21 protein-coding genes are annotated in these 23,481 nt (G+C 37.0%); 5 read left to right on the top strand and 16 right to left on the bottom strand.

Annotated features, from left to right (window positions below; translation table 11 throughout):
• Nucleotides 1-7: 7 nt before the first annotated feature.
• The 12 genes from AC2VOY_RS08015 to cysD all read right to left on the bottom strand — a co-directional run bounded on the left by AC2VOY_RS08015 (nt 8) and on the right by cysD (nt 13,624).
• Entirely contained in the window at nt 8-1,123 is a 1,116-nt protein-coding gene (locus tag AC2VOY_RS08015) for a hypothetical protein (RefSeq protein WP_491830802.1), read from the bottom strand.
• Between the two features lie 30 nt (nt 1,124-1,153).
• Nucleotides 1,154-3,280 carry a glycosyltransferase family 2 protein gene (locus tag AC2VOY_RS08010; protein ID WP_491830800.1) on the bottom strand — a complete coding sequence of 709 codons (2,127 nt, stop codon included), beginning with the start codon at nt 3,278-3,280 and terminating at the stop codon, nt 1,154-1,156.
• Between the two features lie 2 nt (nt 3,281-3,282).
• Nucleotides 3,283-3,834, bottom strand: coding sequence for a dTDP-4-dehydrorhamnose 3,5-epimerase (gene rfbC / locus AC2VOY_RS08005; protein WP_491830799.1), 552 nt, complete (start codon nt 3,832-3,834; stop codon nt 3,283-3,285).
• Between the two features lie 8 nt (nt 3,835-3,842).
• Nucleotides 3,843-4,721 (bottom strand): dTDP-4-dehydrorhamnose reductase, encoded by an 879-nt coding sequence (rfbD, locus tag AC2VOY_RS08000; protein ID WP_491830798.1) that lies wholly within the window; start codon nt 4,719-4,721, stop codon nt 3,843-3,845.
• A gap of 3 nt (nt 4,722-4,724) precedes the next feature.
• Entirely contained in the window at nt 4,725-5,597 is an 873-nt protein-coding gene (rfbA, locus tag AC2VOY_RS07995) for a glucose-1-phosphate thymidylyltransferase RfbA (protein ID WP_491830797.1), read from the bottom strand.
• A 1-nt stretch (nt 5,598) separates the two neighbouring features.
• Entirely contained in the window at nt 5,599-6,663 is a 1,065-nt protein-coding gene (gene rfbB, locus AC2VOY_RS07990; RefSeq protein WP_491830796.1) for a dTDP-glucose 4,6-dehydratase, read from the bottom strand.
• A gap of 9 nt (nt 6,664-6,672) precedes the next feature.
• On the bottom strand, nt 6,673-7,701 hold the full coding sequence (locus AC2VOY_RS07985) for an ABC transporter ATP-binding protein (protein ID WP_491830795.1): 1,029 nt from the start codon (nt 7,699-7,701) through the stop codon (nt 6,673-6,675).
• Nucleotides 7,702-7,703: 2 nt separating this feature from the next.
• Complete coding sequence (locus tag AC2VOY_RS07980; protein ID WP_491830794.1) at nt 7,704-8,480, bottom strand: ABC transporter permease; 777 nt, start codon at nt 8,478-8,480, stop codon at nt 7,704-7,706.
• 65 nt (nt 8,481-8,545) lie between these two features.
• A complete protein-coding gene (gene cysN / locus AC2VOY_RS07975) occupies nt 8,546-9,955 on the bottom strand; it encodes a sulfate adenylyltransferase subunit CysN (protein ID WP_491830793.1) in 1,410 nt (469 codons plus the stop codon).
• Between the two features lie 17 nt (nt 9,956-9,972).
• Nucleotides 9,973-10,944: a DHH family phosphoesterase gene (locus AC2VOY_RS07970; RefSeq protein ID WP_491830792.1), complete on the bottom strand. Its 972-nt coding sequence runs from the start codon at nt 10,942-10,944 to the stop codon at nt 9,973-9,975.
• 30 nt (nt 10,945-10,974) lie between these two features.
• Nucleotides 10,975-12,690: an SLC13 family permease gene (locus AC2VOY_RS07965; RefSeq protein ID WP_491830791.1), complete on the bottom strand. Its 1,716-nt coding sequence runs from the start codon at nt 12,688-12,690 to the stop codon at nt 10,975-10,977.
• A gap of 19 nt (nt 12,691-12,709) precedes the next feature.
• On the bottom strand, nt 12,710-13,624 hold the full coding sequence (gene cysD / locus AC2VOY_RS07960; RefSeq protein ID WP_491830790.1) for a sulfate adenylyltransferase subunit CysD: 915 nt from the start codon (nt 13,622-13,624) through the stop codon (nt 12,710-12,712).
• A gap of 345 nt (nt 13,625-13,969) precedes the next feature.
• Between cysD and AC2VOY_RS07955 the strand changes: the two genes are divergently transcribed.
• Nucleotides 13,970-15,304: an O-antigen ligase family protein gene (locus AC2VOY_RS07955; RefSeq protein WP_491830788.1), complete on the top strand. Its 1,335-nt coding sequence runs from the start codon at nt 13,970-13,972 to the stop codon at nt 15,302-15,304.
• A gap of 106 nt (nt 15,305-15,410) precedes the next feature.
• Here AC2VOY_RS07955 and cysC read toward each other — a convergent pair whose 3' ends face one another.
• Entirely contained in the window at nt 15,411-16,034 is a 624-nt protein-coding gene (gene cysC, locus AC2VOY_RS07950) for an adenylyl-sulfate kinase (RefSeq protein ID WP_491830787.1), read from the bottom strand.
• Nucleotides 16,035-16,243: 209 nt separating this feature from the next.
• On the opposite strand from cysC, the gene rfaD reads away from it, so the two are divergent.
• The 4 genes from rfaD (at nt 16,244) to AC2VOY_RS07930 (ending at nt 20,584) form a co-directional block, all read left to right on the top strand.
• A complete protein-coding gene (gene rfaD, locus AC2VOY_RS07945; protein WP_491830786.1) occupies nt 16,244-17,188 on the top strand; it encodes an ADP-glyceromanno-heptose 6-epimerase in 945 nt (314 codons plus the stop codon).
• Nucleotides 17,189-17,334: 146 nt separating this feature from the next.
• On the top strand, nt 17,335-18,477 hold the full coding sequence (locus tag AC2VOY_RS07940) for a YrbL family protein (protein WP_491830785.1): 1,143 nt from the start codon (nt 17,335-17,337) through the stop codon (nt 18,475-18,477).
• Between the two features lie 127 nt (nt 18,478-18,604).
• On the top strand, nt 18,605-19,579 hold the full coding sequence (gene lpxM / locus AC2VOY_RS07935; protein ID WP_491830784.1) for a lauroyl-Kdo(2)-lipid IV(A) myristoyltransferase: 975 nt from the start codon (nt 18,605-18,607) through the stop codon (nt 19,577-19,579).
• 60 nt (nt 19,580-19,639) lie between these two features.
• Nucleotides 19,640-20,584 (top strand): glycosyltransferase, encoded by a 945-nt coding sequence (locus AC2VOY_RS07930; RefSeq protein WP_491830783.1) that lies wholly within the window; start codon nt 19,640-19,642, stop codon nt 20,582-20,584.
• A gap of 42 nt (nt 20,585-20,626) precedes the next feature.
• Here the strand turns inward: AC2VOY_RS07930 and AC2VOY_RS07925 are convergent, their stop codons facing one another.
• The 3 genes from AC2VOY_RS07925 to AC2VOY_RS07915 are packed head-to-tail and all read right to left on the bottom strand — an operon-like array spanning nt 20,627 to nt 23,481.
• Entirely contained in the window at nt 20,627-21,562 is a 936-nt protein-coding gene (locus AC2VOY_RS07925; protein ID WP_491830782.1) for a glycosyltransferase family 8 protein, read from the bottom strand.
• 18 nt (nt 21,563-21,580) lie between these two features.
• Nucleotides 21,581-22,669, bottom strand: coding sequence for a CDP-glycerol glycerophosphotransferase family protein (locus AC2VOY_RS07920; protein ID WP_491830781.1), 1,089 nt, complete (start codon nt 22,667-22,669; stop codon nt 21,581-21,583).
• On the bottom strand, nt 22,666-23,481 hold the full coding sequence (locus AC2VOY_RS07915; protein WP_491830780.1) for a glycosyltransferase family 2 protein: 816 nt from the start codon (nt 23,479-23,481) through the stop codon (nt 22,666-22,668). The genes AC2VOY_RS07920 and AC2VOY_RS07915 overlap by 4 nt, the downstream gene beginning before the upstream one ends.

Below are 23,481 nucleotides of genomic sequence, written 5' to 3'. Positions count from 1 at the left end.
TACACTGTCATATATTATATAATTTAAATATTTTCTCTTCATATTCTTTAATTTTATTTAATATAAAAGGTCCTTTTCTGTATTTACTAGCATTTAACATCGCTTTATATGCACTTAATATGTTTTTATTTTCGATAGAGACAGAAAAGTCTCTATACATATCAGCGCTCTTATCATTATCTAATTTTAGACTGAAAATGTAATTATCTACATAATCAAAAAGATTTTCATCATTTATTTTTTCAGAAAACTCTATTCGTTGATCCATAAATTCAGCTCCTAAATTATTTTTTAAGTACTCATTTTCTAAATCAACTTCCTTTTTAATTAATAAATATTCAATCTCTGTTAATAAAAACTTATTACCGTCATTGGAATGAGGTATACTAATAAACCTTTCATTTATTTTACCATTAACTATTTGAGGGTTAAATTTATTTAAGCACTTTTGTCGCCTAACAGATATGTTATCTATACCTTCATTTACTCTTTGAATGGTGAATTGCTTGCAATCTATTCCCATAACATCAAAAATAGATCCAACAGGACCATATTCATGGCTTAATGACAAATCAAAGCTAACAAATTTTATCTTGTCATCAAAAATTTTTTTTATTTTATCTATTTTATTCTTTTGAGTATTAAAATTAAAAAAACCAACTCTAAAACCTTGTTTGGCTCTCTCTTGTATTTCAGAACAATGGTATTGATATGGACTTCGAACACATATGATAGGAATTAATTCTAAATCTTTCTCTAAAAAATAGTTTTTTAAATTTAATAATTCTTTTTCATTTAAACTACTCATATCTTCCCCAGAAATAAGAACATCATATGGTAGTTTTAAAAAACCGTCTAATTGAGATAAGTAATATTTATTTAAATCTATAGTATCTTTCACTCCCCATCTTATATTTACATGATATGAATTAGGATTTTCACTAAAGATAGAATACATCGGTATTGAGTGATTAATAATTTCATCGACTTTAATACCTTTAGCTTTGAATTTGGGGTAGTATATGCCTTGATTTCTTAATTTTATATCATTTTCTTTGCAAGTAGCCTGAAAGGATGAGCTACCAGTCTTATGAAAACCTAAATGTAAAAATACTTTTTTCACTGAACTCTCCATCTGATTTATCACAGCTATTTAAAATAGCCTTGGAGGCCAAGATAATGATAAATCCTCACTGATTATAGATAAATTAACATTATACGCTGAATCATATTTTAGATTATTTTGCCAATAATTAAACATATATTGTTTTTCTTTTTCAAAACGAGCTATTTTTTCAAGATTATCTTCATATCCACGGGATACGGATTCATGATGATATAATTCTGAATATGGTGTCCATACATTACGCAGCCCTAATTCATGATGAAGTTTTAAACAAAAATCCACATCATTAAACGCTACAGTAAGATTTTCTTGATTTAAACCACCAGCTTTTTCAAACTTATATTTACTGACTACAAGGCAAGCAGCCGTTACTGCTGTATATTCACTTACCATTTGCAGCCTGCCCATCAAACCAGAATGGTTACGAGGATATCCCTTATGCGAATGCCCTCCGATACCACCAATACCAATAATCACACCCGCATGTTGAATCGTATCATTTGGATAATATAATTTAGCGCCAACTGCACCAACATCTGGTTGAATTGCATATGCAACCATTTCACTCAACCAACCTGGAGAAATTACTTCAATATCATTGTTTAATAAACAAATAATTTTACCATTAGAGTACTTAACTGCTTCATTATTAATTCGTGAGTAATTAAATTCACCATTATCACGAATTAAACGGATAATATTCTCTTTTTCTAAATATTTAAAATAACTAATAGCATCTTCAGCATCTGAGTTATTATCAACTAATATTATTTCATAGTTGTTATACGTTGTTTTGTGACGTATGCTTTGAATGCATTGTTCCACAAGATCTTTAGCATTTTTAGTTGGAATGATAATGGAAACTAACGGTTGTTCTTCAGGCAAATGATAATGGGTACGATAATGATGGCCAACCAACTCAGAAGTTGCATTTAAACCGATTCGTTCAAAGTGAGCATTTAAAGCCCTTTCACCAGCAACCATTGCATATGGTTTAGCATCATCAGTTGAGCTAGCCGTGCTTTCAGGATGTGCTCGCCAATGATATAAAACTCTTGGAATGTGGATGATCTGTTCATCATTGATTTGTTCAATGAAACGCAAAACAAGATCATAATCTTGTGCGCCTTCCATGCCAATTGTAAAACCATTAATTTTTTTAATAATAGACATGTCATATAAACCTAAATGACAAATCATATTGTGAGAATAAAATAACTCCCTATTCCAGTCCGTTTTAAAGTATGGTGAAAACCTATTATTATTTTCATCAATTTTATCTTCATCTGAATAAAATAACTTACCTTCAGGATTATTATTAATAGCCTCAACCATGAAATAAAGCGCATAAGGAGGTAATAAATCATCATGGTCTAAAAGAGCCATCCAGTCACCAGATGCTAGTTCAAGAGCGCTATTTGATGCTTTGGAGATATGTCCATTTTCTTTTCGATAAACAACTTTAATTCGTTTATCAATTTCTACTGCCCTATCTAGAACCTCTTTAATACCTTGTTTTGTTGACTTGTCATCTGCAATGCATAACTCCCAATTTTGATACGATTGATTCATAACTGAAGCAACCATTTCTTCCAACCAATCAGGATTAGCATTATAAACAGGAACAACAATAGAGATTAATGGTTGAATTTCCCACTCTTTACTTAACAAAGTCTGTTTAGACAAGTCTTCTTCAGAAAAAGTATCATACTTTTTAATCCAGTAAGGATAATCATTTCTATCATGCCCATCAGATTCAGGTACTGGTAAGTTAACCGGTCCTTGGTGTGGCACTCCATGAGCTTCTACATTACTCAATCCGTGTTTAAGACCTGCAATCCCATTTTCCTTAAACAAGCTGAATGCTTTTTTCGAAGCCGGAATAACGCCACCTGTTAATTTTACCGACTTACCTGCGAGCAATGATAATCTAACAACTTTTCTTAAATTGTTTTCAATAAAACGTAACGGAGCAGATAACTTCCAAGTATAAGAGCTATTTACTTGTAAGTAATAAGCATTTCTATGATTTAACATATTTTCTATATTTAGAATATGATTATCTTTATCTTGAATAGCTTTTTCTAAAGCTTTTATTTTTTTGTCTTTCAGATAACTTTCATACTCTAATTTATTATCGTCTCTGGACGGCATATTTATAAACCTCGAATGTTATCTAAAGATACACCTTGTTCATCCTTTGCAGATAAGCTCAAATACTCATTCACTAAATCAGGCCATTGAATACCAATTGAAGAGTCACTCCATAATATTGATTCTTCAGCATTTGGATTGTAAAAATCAGTACACTTATATACAAATTCAGCTTCATCACTCGTAACATAAAAACCGTGAGCAAAGCCTTCTGGCACCCAAAGCTGACGTTTATTCTCAGCCGATAAATATTCACCAACCCATTGCCCGAATGTAGGCGAATCTTTACGAATATCTACAGCGACATCAAACACTTCACCAGAAACGACTCGAACAAGTTTACCTTGTGTATTTTCATATTGATAATGCAGCCCGCGTAAAATACCTTTTTTCGACTTTGAATGGTTATCTTGCAAAAATTGGGTTGGTTTACCTGTAACAAGTTCTTCAAATGTTTTTTGACTCCATGTTTCCATGAAAAAGCCACGCTCATCACCAAAAACTTGTGGCTCAATAATTTTTACATCAGGAATTTTTGTATCGATAACTTTCATCTTTAACCTTATTGATAATCTTTTAATTGATTTAAAGCAGCCTGCCAGTCACTGGCTTGAACATGATAATCTTTAAAAATTTTACTTGTATCTAATTTTGAGTTTTCCGGTCGTTTTGCTGGCGTTGGGTATTCTGAAGTAGCAATTGCATTCACTTTTGGAGATTTATCTAAAATACCTTGCTCAAGGGCTTTATCAAAAATATTTTGTGCAAATCCTGCCCAACTTACATGAGGTAAACCAGAGAAATGATAGATACCATATTGTGATGAAGCATTTGTTTGTAATTCATCGACGATTCGGATTAGTGCATCTGCAATATCACCTGCATATGTTGGGCCGCCAAATTGATCACCAACAATACCTAATTCATCTCGATTTTGCGCAAGACGAAGCATGGTTTTAACAAAGTTATTTCCATGCTCTCCAAACACCCAAGCCGTTCGTAGAATAATGACTTTAGAGCAAGCTTCTAAAACTGCTTCTTCACCGGCAAGCTTACTCGCTCCATACACCCCTTGAGGCTCTGTAGGATCTGTTTCTAAATACAAACCATCCTTATTGCCCGCAAAAACATAATCCGTTGATATGTGAAGCAAACTAGCATTCAATTTTTCAGCTTCTTGGGCTAAATATTTTGGTCCATCTCGGTTAATTGCATAAGAAAGCTCAACTTCTTCTTCCGCTTTATCAACTGCGGTATGTGCTGCAGCATTGATAATAAAATCCGGTTTAAAAGCTTGAACTGTCTCTTCAACTTGGCTTTGATTTGTTATATCTAGCACATCACGATCAACAGCCAGCACTTCTACATCATCACGTTGCTTTAGCTTTGAAGTTAAGTCACTACCAACCTGGCCATAAGCACCAGTAATAAGAATTTTCATCGATTATTTACCTTCTTCGGCTAAACTTTTTAGATAACGACCATATTCATTTTTCATCATAGGTTTAGCTAAAGCTAACAACTCTTCCGACGTCAACCAACCTTGTCGCCATGCTATCTCTTCCAAACAAGCAACTTTTAAACCTTGAACATTTTCAATGGTCTGAACAAATGCAGATGCCTCATGCAGGCTTTCATGAGTACCAGTATCAAGCCATGCGAAGCCACGGCCAAGCAGTTCAACATTAAGCTCAGCAGCTTCAAGATACATTTGGTTGATAGACGTGATTTCAAGTTCACCACGCTCTGAGGGCTGCACTTGCTTTGCATATTCCACAACTTTATTGTCATAGAAATATAAGCCAGTCACTGCGTAATTAGACTTCGGCTCAACTGGTTTTTCTTCAATTGAAATGGCCTTGTTGTTTTCATCAAATTCAACCACACCAAAACGCTCAGGATCTTTTACTTGATAACCAAATACTGTTGCCCCAGACTCACGCGCAACTGCATTTTTTAATGTTTCACTAAAGTGCTGCCCGTAATAAATGTTATCACCTAAAACAAGGCAAACATCATCATCACCAATAAAATCTTCACCAATGATAAACGCTTGGGCTAAACCATCTGGGCTAGCTTGAATCGCATACTCAAGGTTAATGCCAAAATCACTTCCATCCCCTAACAAACGCTTAAAACCTGCATTATCTTCAGGGGTTGTGATAATCAAAATATCTTTGATTCCGGCAAGCATAAGGGTTGAAATAGGGTAAAACACCATTGGCTTATCATAAATAGGCAAAAGCTGCTTTGATACACCACGAGTGAGTGGGTATAAACGCGTACCTGAGCCACCGGCTAAAACAATACCTTTCATCTTATTTCTCCATCCCTAAGCGCTCCAAACTGTAAGAACCATCTAAAACTCGGCTCCACCATTCCTTGTTATTTAAATACCATTCCACTGTTTTGCGAATGCCTGATTCAAATGTTTCCTCTGGCTTCCAACCTAGCTCTCGCTCAATTTTTGAAGCGTCAATCGCATAACGCACATCATGTCCAGGACGGTCGGTAACATAAGTAATTAAATCTGAATACGCAGCCACACCTTGTGGTTTATTCGGCACAAGCTCTTCAAGCAAACTACAAATAGTTTTCACAACGTCAATGTTCGCTTTTTCGTTATGCCCACCTATGTTATAGGTTTCACCAACCAAACCTTCCGTTACGACTTTATAAAGAGCACGAGCATGATCTTCTACAAATAACCAATCACGGATTTGCATACCATCACCATATACTGGCAAACTCTTGCCATCTAAGGCATTTAAGATCATGAGTGGGATAAGTTTTTCTGGAAAGTGGAAAGGACCATAGTTATTTGAACAGTTAGTCACTATAGTAGGTAAGCCATAGGTACGCTGCCAAGCACGAACCAAATGATCGCTCGATGCCTTTGAAGCAGAATAAGGGCTAGAAGGCTCATAAGATGTTTCTTCCGTAAACAAATCATCAGTGCCTTCTAAATCACCATACACTTCATCTGTTGAGATATGGTGGAAGCGAAACGCTTCTTTCGCCTCATCAGAAAGTGTATTCCAATACTGACGTGTAGCTTCTAAAAGCGTATAAGTACCAACAATATTGGTTTCGATAAAATCAGCAGGCCCATCGATTGAGCGATCAACGTGTGACTCCGCTGCAAGGTGCATCACGGCATCAGGCTTATGGGTTGCCAAAACTTTATCTAACGCTGCGCGATCACAAATATCAACTTGTTCAAAACTATAGCGCGGGTTTTCTGCAACTAAAGTTAAAGACTCAAGGTTTCCTGCATAAGTTAGCTTATCTAAGTTAACCACTTCATCTTGAGTGTTTTCGATAATATGGCGTACCACTGCTGAACCAATAAAACCAGCCCCGCCTGTTACTAATATTTTCATTCAAAAATCCTACGCGTTGTTTAATTTAATTTTAAATAGTTTCTCTTCGTTTCCATGACGAGTAATTGAAATAATATTTTCTTTACCTAACTCTAAAGCACCTTGAGTATATCTAGCATTGGCAGAATTGATATAATTAGGATGTTTTTTATGATAACCAGGAGTCGGTATACCTATTGTAAGCAGATTAGCGTTGCAAAGTACCTTATCAAAATGTTGAGCTGATTTATTTAATAAAATACAAGTAAATAATACACTCTCCCCTACTTTCTTAATCGTTTCAAAAATCAAGATATAATCAGAACTTAATTTATCAAAACATTCTATTTTTAAGCCTAAGCCAGAAAAACGAACATTTAAATTATATTCAGGAAATACTTCACTTGGTTTCCCTTCTGCTCGCACTTTCCCTGCATCAATCCAAATCACTCGATCCGCTAAGCGAGATATTTGCCCTTCAGAATGGGAGACAATAATTACAGTCGTATCAGAAGCAAATTTATCTTCTAGTGCAGCTTCTGCTTTTCCTCTAAAACTTGCATCACCAACACTCAATACTTCATCAATAAGTAAAACATCAGGAGATGTATACATCGCAACCGCAAATCCAAGCTTTGCACGCATACCTGACGAATAGGTTTTCACTGGCTTTTCAAAAAAATCACCTAATTCTGAAAAGTCCTTAATATCTTCCAGTAAAGAAAGGGTTTCTTTTTTTGAATACCCTATCAACATCCCACTGATAATGGCATTTTTACGCCCAGATAAATTTGGATCAAAACCTGCTGCGAGCGCCATCAGCGATACGCTGTTTGTATGATGTGTAATTTGCCCAGAATCAGGCTTAATAATCCCAGCAAGAATTCGTAATAAGGTAGATTTACCTGCGCCGTTGTGTCCTATGACTCCTAAAACATCACCTTTATATACATCAAAGCTAACATCTTTTAGTGCTGTGTAAGTTTGTGTTTTAAAGAGTTTACGTTGCTCTTTGAAGGTCACCGCAACATTTTTTAATTCAATAATTTTATCTGACATCATCATTCCAATACAACTCTAGGGAGAACTTTGTCTAAAATCTTATATAACAAAACGGCAACGATAGATAAAATAGTAGATAAAATAAATACGTATTCCAATTGGGAAAAGTCAGGCAATGTTTGATTGATAATCACATCTCGATATGCTTGTAATAAGACGGCCATAGGATTTAAGAAAAATAAATCATAATGATTTGAAGAGATATCTTTAGGATTAAAGAAAATACCAGAACAAAACATCATAAACTGAAGACCCGTTGGGATCACAAAAGTCATATCTCTGATGAATGGGACTATTAAGGCACACATCAACCCACATCCGAGCGTAAATAAAAACTGCAAACATATGATAGGGATAAGCCAATACCAAAGCTCTGTTGGCCTATAACCACTAACAAATAAAAAAACACCGAAGATGGCAAATACAAATATTTGCTTTACACCATCTTGTACAAGTACAGTTAAAGGAAAAAATAGCTTATTAATATAAAGCTGATTCATCAACTGCTTGCCGCCCACTATACTATTCATTGCATGACTGACAGATTTAGAGAACCATAACCAAGGAACCAAGCCAGATAATAAAAAAAGTGTATAATTATCTCCACCTCGATTTAAAAGATAACCAAAAACAATATAGTAAGTCGCCATATGCATCAGTGGCTCAATAATCCACCATGCATAGCTCAAATAATTAACGGATGCTTCTGATCTTAAATTAAGGCTTGCTTTCGTCCAAATGAGGTTTAAATTTTTTCTAAAACCTAAAGATTGCATAATTTACCAATGGATATAAAAATAAAGGCTAAGCCATTGACTTATAACTTAGCCTATAAATAGTTTTAAACCGCCGCACAGCCCCATTCAGGATAATGCTTACGAATATAGGCATTTAGATCTTTATCCGCTTGTGTATATTCACGGATCATTTCATCTTTATGCTCTTTAGTTGTGGTAACCATACCTGCGCCAACAGTGACGTTAGAATGACGGTCAATCACAATGAATGCACCTGTCTTTGGTAAGTCTTCAAACTTATCCAGCACAATTTTTTCAGAAAGTTGAATCGATGCAGAAGCAATTTCATTGAGCATCACAGCATCAGAGCTTTCATTTAATTGCTCCAGTGTGTTCACATCTACTTTGTGGTGCAGTTCTGTCACCTTACCAAAGCAGTTTTTAGTGCCAAACTTGAAGTTATATTCTTTGTTGGTACGTAGTGGGGTTTCACCCATCCAAACGACATGAGCCTCACAGTGGTTGGTCACATCTACTTTTTGACCAGTATGGGTGATCACATCACCACGGGAGATATCAATCTCATCATTCAATGTTAATGTAATCGCCATGCCTGGGTAAGCGACTTCTAACTCACCATCATAAGTGTAGATAGATTTGACTGTGCTGACTTTACCAGATGGCAACGCCATCACTTCATCACCCACGCTCACAACACCAGAAGCAAGTGTGCCACAGAAACCACGGAAATCTAAGTTTGGACGGTTCACATACTGAACAGGGAAACGCATGTGCTCAAGATCTTTATCTTGGTCAATTTTCACGGTTTCAAGCAGCTTCATTAATGTTGCGCCAGGATACCAATCCATCTTCTCACTTGGGGTCACCACATTATCACCCATCAATGCAGAGATAGGCACAAAACGGATGTCATCAATATTAAGATGTTTAGCCATTTCGCGGTAATCCGCTTTAATTTGCTGATAAACCTCTTGGCTATAATCCATCAAGTCCATTTTGTTGATGGCAACGATGACATGCTTAATCCCAAGTAGGCTACAGATATAGCTATGACGACGGGTTTGGGTTTGAATGCCGTGACGCGCATCAACCATTACAATCGCAAGATCTGATGTTGACGCACCCGTTGCCATATTACGCGTATATTGTTCATGCCCTGGAGTATCAGCAATAATAAACTTACGCTTATCCGTTGAGAAATAACGATAGGCTACATCAATGGTGATGCCTTGCTCACGCTCAGATTGCAGACCATCCACAAGTAAAGCTAAGTCAAACTCTTGGTTCGTGGTATTGAATTTTTGCGAATCTTTTTCAATGGCAGCCATTTGATCTTCATAAATCAACTTGCTATCAAAAAGCAAACGACCGATTAAAGTTGATTTACCATCATCGACGCTACCACAAGTAATAAAGCGTAATAAATCTTTGTTTTCATGAACTTTTAGGTAAGCTTCAATATCCGTTGCGATAAGCTCTGAACTATGTGACATTTTATTTCCTTTACAATTTAAGCGTAAAAGTCAGATAAGACTTGAATAAATTTTTCTACATCTGCTTTTGGTAATTGGTTGATGCCTGCTGCGGCTTTGCGACCACCACCGGTTGCAAATTGTGAACACACTTCATCTGCGCCAGTTCGGTTATCAAGTGGTGCACGCACGCTCACTAAGTAAGTGTCTTGACCTTGCGCATCCTTGTCTTGATTCAAGGTTAATACTGCATGTGCACGGCTTGGATCAAGATTGGCTAAATCATTACCAAACACACCGCTCATGCGCCTTGCCCAGGTTTGACAAGGCAGGCTATACACACATGCGGAGTCATCTTTATGCACTGGTGATAAGGCTGCAATTTCTTCACTGTCTGCCGCGTACCCTTGTTTGAGCTGATAATACACAGAAGAAGTATCCGCGCGTAAGGCAAATGGATCTGGGTATTGCAACAAAGCTTGATAAAGCTCAACAGGTGAAATATGCAGATCAGAAAGGCTTGCACCATAACCATTATAATTGATTAAAATCCCAAGCTCTTTTAGAAACTCAGTGTCTGTGTCAGACAGACCAAGTTGCTCCGCTTTAGCGTAAGCTGGTTTTAATAAGTTATCCCCAAATGCTGCTGCAATTGCCCAAGTTTGATATTGACCTTTTAGCTTTTGATTAATCAAAAGACTGGTACATACTTCGGCATCTAGATTAATTAAAGTATCTAAATATTCAGATTCAGGCACATCACCAGTTTTATGATGATCGCAATAAAAGGTTGGCACTTGGCGCGTTAATAACTCATTGAGTGCTTGGCTATTTTTCTCCATCGACACATCAAGTACAGCGACACTTGTCGCATCCAAGCCCACTTGCTTGACCAAGGCAATATCACGTTTCACACCTGTGATAAGCGTCGAATCTTTTGGCTCATTCAGGCGAAGCTGCAATAAAGCAATAATGCCATCCGCATCGCCATTAAATACATCGTAATGCATAGTCTTCCTATTATTTACACGCGCAAAGAATTAAAAAGGGAAAAGAAGTTGAATCAAAACTAATGCTGAAATTGAATACATTAATGATACCTTCCAGCCCACGCGCACAAAGTCTTTAATTTGATAGCCGCCTGCATTCATCACCATGAGGTTAGTCTGATAACCAAATGGGCTAATAAAACATGCGCTCGCACCAAAGGTCACCGCCATCACAAAAGGTGAATAACTCACTTGATAGGCGCTCGCTAATGACATTGCAATCGGTATCATAATTGCCGCCGCTGCGGTGTTGGTAATGATTTCAGTTAAAAGTAAAGTGCAAAAGAAAATTGCAATTAACCCAACACTTGCCGGCATATCACCCAGTAAACTAAAAATATGTTCACTTATCCAAAGCGCTAAACCTGACTGCTCAAAACTCGTGGCGATAACTAAAGCGCAAGTTAAAATTAACCATAACTCGAACGGAAAGCGACGTCGAACAGTACTGGTATCGACAACATTCGTCACGACCATAGCTAAAACATAAGCAAACATGGTGACAAGCAGCGAAATATGCCAAATCACAGAGGTCGCAATCGCAGCCATAAAGCCGCCAACAGCGAGGTAATTTTGCCAAGGCTTTAAAGATGAATTAACTTGCTTAGCAGATAAACTAAAAAAGTTGCGCTGCAAGTTATGCCTTTGCTTGAAGTCATCACCGACGGCTAACACAAGTTTATCGCCAGCTTTAATCACTTGATCGCCAATTTTACCTGACAGGCGTTGACCTTGACGTTGAATAGCAACTACTGCGGCATCAAAACGGGCACGAAAACCTGAATTTTTTAGCGTCTTACCAATTAAGACAGATTCAGGACTAACGAGAACTTCTTCAAGGTTGCTCTCAAGTAAATCAATCGCCCCCGCAAACACTTCGACCCCGTCAAGGTTTTGAATTTGCTGCACCTGTGACACATCGCCAGCAAAGATAAGCTTATCTTTGGCTTCAATTTGGGTTTGCGGCTTAACAGGTGAGATCAACTGCTGCCCACGGACAATTTCAACCAAGAACAACCCATCTAAGGCACGTAAACCATTTTGTTGCACGCTGCGCCCGATAAGTTTGCTTGTCTCTTGTACTTCAGCGTCAAGAAAATACTTATCTGAAATATCTTCTTCAACTTGCCTTGAGGCTAGTGTGCTACCTATCCATAAAACCACTGGAAAACAACACACAAACACGCCAAGTCCAACCAAACTAAACTCGAAAAAGCTTAACCCTGGCTTGCCTTGCGCAATTAAAAGACCATTAATCACCAAGTTGGTGGAGGTCCCAATCAAAGTCATGGTGCCACCAATAATGGCAAAATATGACAAAGGAATAAGCAGTTTCGATGCAGGGTGATCTTGATTGCGGCGCACGCAAGACATCAAAGTCGCAACCACAGCCGTATTATTTAAAAATGCTGAGCTCAGCGCTGTTGAAAGCCCAAGGCGCAACACAGTTTGCCAATAACTCGCTTGGAAAATTCGACTCGACACCCAAGCGAGTAAAGCTGAGCGCTCTAATGCCAATGAGGCAACCATCAATAAAATTAAAGTCAGCACAGAAGTATTGCTCATTTGCGCAATAATATCCTGCTGCGTGACCTCACCAAAGATGAAGAGCGCCACCACAGCGCAAATAAAAATAAGCGTCGGTGATAGGCGCGTACTAACGAGCGCAATTAAAAGCAGTGCAATAACGACTGCAGTGATAAGCATGATGTTTGCCTACTTCGACTTAGAAGTAACCTTCGCGCTTTTTCTTCTCCATTGAGCCAGATGAATCATGGTCAATCGCGCGGCCTTGACGCTCAGAAGTCGTTGTCAGTAGCATTTCTTGGATGATTTCAGGTAATGTTGCCGCTTCAGATTCAACCGCACCAGTTAATGGGTAGCAACCAAGGGTACGAAAGCGCACCATTTTCTCTTGAATCACTTCCCCTTCTTTCAGTTCCATGCGCTCATCATCACGCATAATAAGCATGCCATCACGCTCAACCACTGGACGCATTTTTGAGAAGTAAAGCTCAGGAATTTCAATGCTTTCAAGGTAGATATATTGCCAGATATCAAGCTCTGTCCAGTTTGAAAGCGGGAAGACGCGAATACTCTCGCCTTTGTTTACCTTACCGTTATAAGTATCCCAAAGCTCTGGACGTTGGTTTTTCGGGTCCCATCTGTGCTGCTCATCACGGAAAGAATAGACACGCTCTTTGGCACGTGATTTCTCTTCGTCACGACGCGCACCACCAAATGCTGCATCAAAGCCGTATTTATCAAGCGCTTGTTTAAGACCCTGAGTTTTCATGATATCGGTGTGCTTAGAGCTGCCGTGGACGAATGGGCTGATTCCCATTTCAAGCCCTTCAGGGTTTTGATGCACAATCAGCTTCATTCCAAGCTTGTTCGCCATGTAATCACGAAATTCAATCATTTCTTTGAATTTCCATGTGGTGTCCACATGCATTAATGGAAACGGTGGAATGCCTGGCGCAAAGGCTTTTTTAGCCAAATGCAGCATAACCGAAGAATCCTTACCTACAGAGTAGAGCATGACCGGGTTATCAAACTCCGCCGCTACCTCGCGCATAATATGAATAGATTCAGCTTCCAACTGCTTTAGGTGAGTCATTCTTTCTGGTGTGATTTTCATTTATTTACCACTACTCTATAAATTAAGATGTTTAACATTAATTAGTTACGTGTACTTTAATTTAGACACGCTACCGCCCTAAGGTTAACCGCACCCTCAAGACGTATATTCTAGATTTATAGGCTTAGTATTCTTACTTATTCAAGCATTTTTCCATAAAGCCTAATATTAAATTTTGCTTCAAACTTTAACATAAATTTGAAGAAATATCACAAAAAAAACATAGCTAGACACTGAATCAACCTTGCTTGCTTTTTGTATAAAACTCATACAACGGTAGCTTTTTTACTTGAGTCCGCTAAAATCTACCACAACTCCATAGACTACTAATCTTCAGGCCTTTACATGTCAACTGAATTTAATTTTTCGCAAATACAATCTAATTTTATTGCAGCACACCCCAAAAGAAGCTTGATCACAAGCCTTGCGGCGATGCTTGTGCCCCTGCTTATATTAAGTTACGGAAAAGGTCACAACATTGCAGGGATACTCATGATACTTCCTGCTTTATTCCTCGCTTTTCCGATCAAAAAAAGCATGCTGCCACAAGAGTTTAAATGGTTAAGCATTTGCTTTTGGGCTTACTTTTTAGTTTTCCCTTTATCAGTATTAATTAAAGGCGGTTCAATGTCTGATATTGACCAGCCTAGTCGCTTTATTTTCGCGCTTCTAATCTGCTTAATGCTTTTAAAGTACCCACCTAAAATCAATTATTTAATTACTGGTTTTGCAATAGGCTCGGTAATTGGAGGAATTGTTGCTTTAGTTCAAATTTATCACTTCCATTTACCACGGGCATTTTGGGGAGTTGATGACATAAAATGGTTCAAAGGCTTTATGGCAATCCAAGATGGGGATATAGCAACAACTCTCGGACTTATAACTTTATTTTTTGTCCCTTATATGTTCAGGCAAAAACAAATGCTTTTAAGACCAAAGCAAATGGTTCCTCCTGTTTTAATCCTAATCGCTGCAGGCTTTGGTTTAATGGCGAGTGTGCTTTCAGGATCGCGCGGCGCTTGGCTTATGGTCCCTGCAATTTTACTTGGTTTTTTATATGCAAACCGAGATATGTTAACGTCTAAAGTTGCCAAAGCAGGGTTAGTCATTGTGCTTGTTTCTGGGGTTGTAGGATTAAGTCAATCCAACATGGTACAAGAGCGTATTCAAGAAGCGCATGCAGACTTAATCAAACTATCAATGGGTGGTGGTAATAACTCTTCGGTAGGTAAACGAATTATTCTTTGGAAAAGTGCGCTCACGACCATTTCAGAGAACCCTATCTTTGGCGCAGGTTATGACGGGCGAGTAGAGTCTCGTAAGGCTCAAATAGCACGCGGAGAAATGCCTCCTCAAAACAAATATTGGATAAAAGTTCATGCACATAATGAATATCTAGAAGCGCTTTCAATTTTTGGCGTGGTCGGCTTGATAACCTTGATGGGAATTTTCTTAGTGCCGCTTTATATTCACATCAAGCACAAGCCCGAAAATGAAGCGCAACGGGTACTTAATCAATGCGGGATTGTAAATATAGTTGCGACTATGGGGTATGGTATGACGCAGGTATTCTTGGGTCATAACTCAGGGGCTATCTTCTACCCTGTCATGGTGGTTATCTTCTTAACCGCAAGTGGTGCGATTCGATTAAAAGAAGATAAGACGCTTCAGCTTAAATAACCAAATCACTTCATAATTACTTCCCCTTGTCTTATTGAGGCTTACTATCAAGCTTCATAAATTCATAAACAAGGGGAGTTTTTTGCTCTACATTCAGTCTTTTTACTTACCCCAAATACCCATTTTTCTCTAAATAATCCACCACTTGCTCCGCACATGCTTCAAGCTCATGTTCTGCTGTTTTGACGTGAATTTCAGGATTTTTCGGTGCTTGGTAGTCTGAGTCTATTCCTGTGAAGTTTTTAATCTCACCGGCGCGAGCTTTTTTATATAAACCTTTCGGATCACGCGACTCGCATACTTCAAGTGGCGTATCAATAAAGACTTCTAAAAACTGTCCTTCGGGCAATAAGTTGCGCACTTGTTCACGCTCTTCGATAAATGGTGAGATAAAAGCTGTCAGCACAATTTGCCCTGAGTCGACAAACAGTTTTGCGACTTCACCAATACGACGAATATTCTCAACACGCGCTTCATCACTAAAACCTAAGTCTTTGTTTAAGCCATGGCGAACATTGTCACCATCAAGCAAGTAAGTATGCTTGCCACGTTGTAAAAGTTTTAGCTCAACTGCATTTGCAACGGTTGATTTACCACTACCACTTAAGCCAGTAAACCAGAGTACAACAGGTTTTTGCTGCTTTAATTCACTACGCTGGGCTTGCGAGACGCTTGCTTTGTGCCAGACAATATCCGAATCTTGATTAATATGCTGATATGGGGATGTCATTAGGGATACCTTGTTTATATTTTAATAATCTCAATTTATCGGCAAACATTACCACGCTTTTAATAACGACCTCAAATAATAAAATAAGACATCTTATATCCATAGATTCATGAAGCGCAGACATGTTTGGAGTGCATAGTATGTTCGCCCTCATTCAATCCCTTTGGTATACTTGCCAAGTCATACTCAAAAATATAAAGGACATCCACATGATAATCGTAACTGGTGGCGCTGGCATGATTGGCAGCAACTTAGTCAAAGCGTTAAACAATGCAGGTCACAATGATATTTTAGTCGTTGATGACTTAAAAGATGGCCACAAATTCAAGAATCTGGTTGATCTAGATATTACTGATTACATGGACAAAGACGATTTTCTAACCCAGATTATGGCGGGTGATGACTTTGGTCCGATTGATGCTGTTTTCCACCAAGGTGCGTGTTCATCCACGACGGAGTGGGATGGTAAGTTTATGATGCTTAACAACTATGAGTATTCAAAAGAGCTACTCCATTATTGTGTCGACCGCCAAATTCCGTTCCTTTATGCCTCTTCTGCTGCTGTATATGGCGAGACTAAAGACTTTATCGAAGAACAAGAATATGAAGGCGCGCTCAATGTTTATGGTTATTCTAAACAACAATTTGATAACTATGTGCGTCGCTTAACACAAGATGCTGCTGATCACGGTGAGACTCTTTCACAAATCGTCGGCTTGCGTTACTTCAATGTGTATGGCCCTCGTGAAGAGCATAAAAAATCAATGGCATCTGTTGCTTTTCATTTGAATAATCAAATTCTTGCCGGCGAAAACCCAAAACTCTTCACCGGCAGCGAAGGCTTTAAGCGTGATTTTGTCTATGTTGGCGATGTATGCGCGGTTAACTTGTGGTGCTTAGAGTCTGGTGTATCGGGGATTTTCAACTGTGGCACTGGCCGCGCTGAATCCTTCCACCGCGTAGCTGCTGCTGTGATTAATCATCACAAAAAAGGCGAAGTTGAAAGCATTCCTTTCCCTGAGCATCTAAAAGGCGCTTACCAAGAGTTCACTCAAGCAGATCTAACTAAGCTACGAGCAGCTGGTTGTGAAATTGAGTTTAAAGATGTGGCAACCGGTGTCGCGCTTTATTTAGAAGAGATTAATAAAAAATAAGTTTGTATAAATTTATAATAGATGCGGTTATCTAAATAAGTTATAACTGCATCTATTGTAAAGTGACACGCTTACATGCCAGACATAGGAAATGTTTGCTCCTAATTATAATCACATAAAAATTAATCAGACTTAAAGTCATGGATATGCATTTAAAAAAAATTATAAGTTTAGATGAATCAAATTTTATAGCGAAAGGGCAAACCAGAAGTTGCTACTGCTACCCGATGGAAGAAGAAAAAGTTATTAAGATCTTCAACGGGCATGCAAAGTTTGGTGATTGTAGAAGTAGAGACTCAAATATCATAGAGTCTAAGTATTTAGCTTACGTACAAAGTCGCCATGGTGAGATTAATCATATCCCAAGGTACTTCGGAACAGTAAACACTAACTTAGGAACAGGCTATGTTTTTGAGAGAATCATTGATTATGATAAGTCTACTTCAAAAAGCCTTCATTACTACCTCACTCAAAACCTAATTAATATAGAGTCTGCTAAGACACTCATTACCAACCTTTTTAATTACCTATTAAAATTTAATATTTCTATTGTCGATCGCAGCTTAGCTAATATAGTTTTGCAAAAACAAAAATGTGGAACATTTATACCTTATCTAATCGATGGATTTGGCGCACATAAAGATGGTTTCCAGTTATTTAGAAATATGCACATTCCTTTTTACGCAAAATATGTAACGAACAAAAAACTAAATTCCATATTAAGTCGCTTAGATGTTCAATATCAGAATGAAGATAAAATCATAAATGATGTTAATATAAATAAATATGTTAAAAATTTCACTTTAAATTCTGACTTAAAAAAAATGGATACATTTCAATATTTGCTAAAGTCTGCAGATAGCTTAAGAAAGGCTTCTCAATTATCTTTAACTGGCTTCAATAATAATGATATGAGAGTTTACAAATTAAAGCCACTATCTAGCCTAAAATGCCATATTCATAAAGGTTCAAAAAACAACAAAATAATTATTAGAAATAGTGTAAAAGGGAAACTAAATTTAACCATTTCAGGTTCAAATAATATTGTATATTTAGATTGTGGACTTTATAAGGAATCTGATATACATATAAAGGGGAATGGTCACACACTAGTTATCAAAAAGGATAAGAATTATTTAGGCCCAGAAAAAATCACTCTAAATAGTGAGGACTTCGAATCTCAATTGCGAATCATCACTGATGATGCATCTATAAATAAACCGCATAACTCGATTCAAAATATTAAATCAACTGAAAATGACAAACTCGGTATTATAACTAGCAATTAATGCATTTATAGCTAAGGGTAGATTGCCTAAATCAAGGGATAAATGTTTTAAAATAAGCACTTAAATATTGTTATTTGGCTCAAGCACAGTTAAGATTCATTCAAGTTAGATTTAGTTAGGAATTCCAATGAAACCGGGCAACAAACACTACCATAAAGATATGCATAACCCTCAATTTAAGTGGCAATTTCTTGCACCTAAACATTGGGCTGGTTGGATCCTTATCTTCCTCTTTGTAATCTTATCTTTCTTGCCAAATTTCATTCGTTATTGGCTTGGTAAGCAGTTTGCCAAAATCGCAATGTCTTCACTAAATAAAAAGAATAACATGCGAGCGCGTATTAACTTGCGTCTATGCTTTCCAGAAAAGTCTCAAGATGAACGCGAAAAAATTCTTCATGACTCATATGTGGTCGCGGCCTGTTATCTGATGATGATGTCTGCACTATCTATTCGTTCAAAATCATATCTTGAGAAACACACTGAATTCAAAAATTTAGACAATTTAACTCAACTCACTGAAGCAGGTGAAAATGTCATTATGCTTGTCCCCCATACTTGGGCAATTGATGCGCCTGGGGTAATTCTTGCTTCTCGTGGTTTATTTATTTCTGCAATGGCAAAAGAGCAAAAAGATGAATTGATGGACTGGCTAATGAACCGTCAACGTTATCGATTTGGTGGTCGTGTTTATGAGCGTAGTGGCGGGATCAAACCATTTATAAAGTCAGTTCGCGATGGTTACTTAGGTTATTATCTACCTGATGAAGATCTTGGCCCAGATCACAGCGTTTTTGTTGATTTCTTTGCAACAACTAAAGCAACAATGTCTGGTCTTGGGCGTATATCTAAACTCAGTAAGGCGAAAATCGTTCCTTTATTCGCTGGTTTTAACCCCAAAACAGGTTGTTTTGAATTTGAGTTTAAGCCAGAACTCCCATTTCCTACCGGAAGTGAAGAAGGAGATGCACGTATGATGAACCAATGCATTGAAGATTATGTCAATGTACGACCAGAGCAATATATGTGGATCTTAAGATTATTAAAAACTCAGCAGGATAAAGGGATTAACTTATATAAAAGAGAGCATGAGTTTGAGTAGAGATGAAAGCTAAATTCAATTTTTTATAAAACTTAATATATAAATATGGTCTATTAATAAATGAAGCATATACTACACATTCATAATAAAACATCACCTCCTTCTAATAATAGTGGAGGATTGAACCGTCTTGTAGAGTGGCTTGCTATTGAGCAATACAACCTAGGAAATAAAATTTATATATTATCACCTAACGGTACAAATACTAAACATTACACCCATATTAAATGCGATCTTAATTCTTCATCCATAGATAGTATTCTAGATAAAATACCTAAAGACATAACTGATATTGAATACCATGGAGGACTCTCCTGCTCTATAGTTTCAAAACTAGCAAATAAATATAACCTGATTTCTATAATACACCATAAGCCATCATTATGTGAAGAATCCCCTATTAATCCGATATACATTTCTAAATCTCAAGCAAATAGCGTAGGTAATAATATATTCGTTCATAATGGCGTTCCAGAAAGTGAAGTCAAGTTTAGTAATAATAAAGAAGAATATATATTATTTTTAGCTAAAGTTAATAGAAGCAAGAAAGGAGTTGATAGTGCTATTCGTATTGCAAAAAAATCAAAGCATAAGTTAATAATAGCAGGCGGCCATCGCCTAGGTTCTCCTGAGACGTGGTTTAAATGGCATCCATTAATTACTCCAGTTGGATTTATTAATGGTGAAATGAAAAAAGATATCCTTTCTAAAGCAAAAGCTCTTATCGTTCCAATAAGATGGGAAGAACCCTTTGGTTTAACAGTTGTCGAAGCTATGCTATCAGGAACACCTGTAATAGCCTTTAATAAGGGGGCAATGAATGAATTAATTATAAATGGTGTGAGTGGATATTTATGTGATACCGAAAATGAAATGATCGAAGCTATAAAAAAAGTAAGCCATCTTGATCCACAAAAAATAAGAGATCATGCGTTGAATAATTTTTCATCGAAAAAAATGGCTATAGAACATTTAAATAAATTAGATACTAATAGAAACTCATAAATGTAGATATAATAAACACCTAAAAAGCTAATCTATATTAGTTTAAATACTGTAAAGAATTTTCTTTGTAAACCTCTTCATATAACATGATAGCTTTTTAGATGCTTCCATTTTATCAATATCGATATATGTTTCATTTACCCATGGAGTTGTTTTCTGATACTTCATATACAAATAAAAACCATAGTGAAAACATTCAAGCATCCATGGTTTTTTATTTCCAGTATAATGATATATGACAGCTGAATTCTTCAGTTGTTTGACCTCATCAACTGAAATATCTTTTCCATCTAACATCCATTTATTTTTTTTCTTCAATATACTTCTATATCCTGACATACAATTATATTTAGGATGTACCGGTTTAACCTTGCCAGCCAAAGCATAATTTAATATATCTTGATCAGCATAGTCTATAGATTCTTTATATTGATTTAAATATTTAGATACCTTCTCTGATAAATTCATCTCTCTAAGGTAGTTTAGATTAAGAAGCATCACACCACTATTAAAATACTCTTCCTTATTAGTAATACCAGCTTTCTCTAATCTATCAGGGTGATTATATTGTGTTTCTATTTCATAAACGACAGCCGATGCATATTCATTAATATCTGTATCCCATAATTCAGAAATATCACCATTAACCATCACATCAACGTCTAAATATAAAATCTTGTCTAATTCAGGCAAAATCTCATGGATTTTTACTCTAAAATGAGCGGCAGCAGACAACCTAGATAAAGTCAATGGATAATCTGAAAACCAATCTAAATCAACCTCTTTAAAGTGAATTTCAGCACGTCCTTCTACAACTTTTCTTAGTTTTTCTTTTGATTCATTTGTAATGTCAGCACAAAAAACATAAATTGAAATTAATTTATCTTTAGAGACATTACATAATAACGAGTTTATCGTTACGCCTAAATGCCGAGCATAATTTTCATCTGCAGCATATGCAATATTTATTCTTTCCATTATTAATAACCTTTTATACTAAAATTTCCAATATCCCAAAACTCGTCTCGCTTTAAAATTTCTAAACCAGTTTCTTGGTTTAGGCTTTAAGTGAGATAAGCCCCGCTCAAGCAAATCATTTGCAGCTTCAATAACTCGTAGACTAGATTGCCCATCACTATATGGGTGGAGCGTATCGCAAAACTTTTGAACTTCTTGCATATAATCTTTCGGATATTTTAATGCAAGTTCGATATTCGGCTCTATGTCAGCGACTTCTTGAACATTTAATAAGTGCGGACGTGGGTTATTGTTTCTAAACGTCACCACAGGCCTTTGCTGAAGCAAAAACATTAATAAAATTGAAGATGTGTCACACAACATGACATCCGCAGCTTGTAAAAGCGGAATAACATTATCAGTTTCAACAAAGGTTAAATTTTCATTTTGTATCGCTTTATATTGCTCAACAGTTTCAGGGTTCATTTTAGGGTGAAACTGCACGAGCCAACGCCATTGAGACTTTTCCCCGTTATGTGAACGAGTCATACGTTTAATTTCTTCAAAGACTATAGGCGCACAAGTTAAACCGTGTGAAAAAGTCGAACAAAACAAAACTGTTGGACGCGGGTCAGTTTCATCTCTATATGGGGTTTGAGATTTATCTTTTTCATTAAACAAAGGATCTAAGGTTGCCCATCCTGTCTGCACTACCTCAAAAAAGCCATGTTCAGCAGCAAGCTGTTTAAAGCGGCCTGTTGTTCCTGGTCCTTGAGTGCAATATAAATCGAAGCAATCACGAATTTCAAAGTGCCCTTCTCGACCACGTCGGTTAATTTTCCCCGCGTTAAACCCATGAAACAGATCCACTTTTAAGCCGGGGATAAAACTAGGTACCATATTTCCTGGCACAAATACTACATCTGGGCACCATTTTTGTACGTCTGGTATAGTCATAAGTTGATGTTCGTCTGAGCGTAAAAACTTATCACTGACCTCATCACCTTCTAAAAACCAAGCAACCTCACCACCCAAAGCTAGGATTTTTTCCTGTAATGGACGCAACATAGCGTAGGAGTAGTTTTGGGCTATATACATTAAATAGCGCTTATTCGTGCAATCTGTCACTCTTGTTTCCCTGAATTTAACTTACCATCTGATTCTTGAGTTTGCTTTAATTTTTGCTCTTGTTCTAAATACCAAAGACCTGCATATTTATTAAAAGATGATTGTGCAAACATTGCCGCAATCAATAGACCACGGTTTCCATCTAAAAATCCTAAACGGATAATATAAATCAAGAAAAAAGTCCAAATCGCACGAAGTATAGCGAGTGGTACGCCTAAGCTTGGCTTTTTATTATTAAAATATTTACGTGTCGTCTGCCATGCATATTCACGGTTTTTCTGCATTAAATGATCAAAACCACGCAAAGAATTATGCATTAGGAAGCCTTTTTTAAGTGTTGATACTTTCCCTTTGGTTTCAACATGCGCATGGACAACAACTTTAGTGATTGAAGCACCCTCACGTTTAAATAAACGTTTTGGCGCACGTGATGAGCGGCCATGTCTCATTTGTTTGCCTAAAATCAGGTTTCCCCAAGGCAATTTAAATGCAACTTCTTCAAGATCAGGCTTAGATAACTGACGAGTGATTTCATCTTTCATATCCTGATCTAAATATTCATCTGCATCGATAATCAGTACCCAGTCACAAGTACATTTTTCTAATGCGCGCGCTTTTTGAAAACCATCACCTGGCCAATCTTCCGTAATCCAAATTTTGTCTGTATAAGCTTTTGCAATTTCAACAGTCTGATCTGTGCTTCCTGAATCAAAGACAATAATTTCATCTGCAAAACCTTTCAATGATTCAAAACAAGGTTTGATTCTATCTTCTTCGTTTTTACAAATAATGAGAGCGGATAAAGTACGCAT

It is taken from the genome of Vibrio sp. KMM 9700 (assembly GCF_058545285.1).
This window is presented reverse-complemented; position numbering and strand designations above follow the sequence as displayed.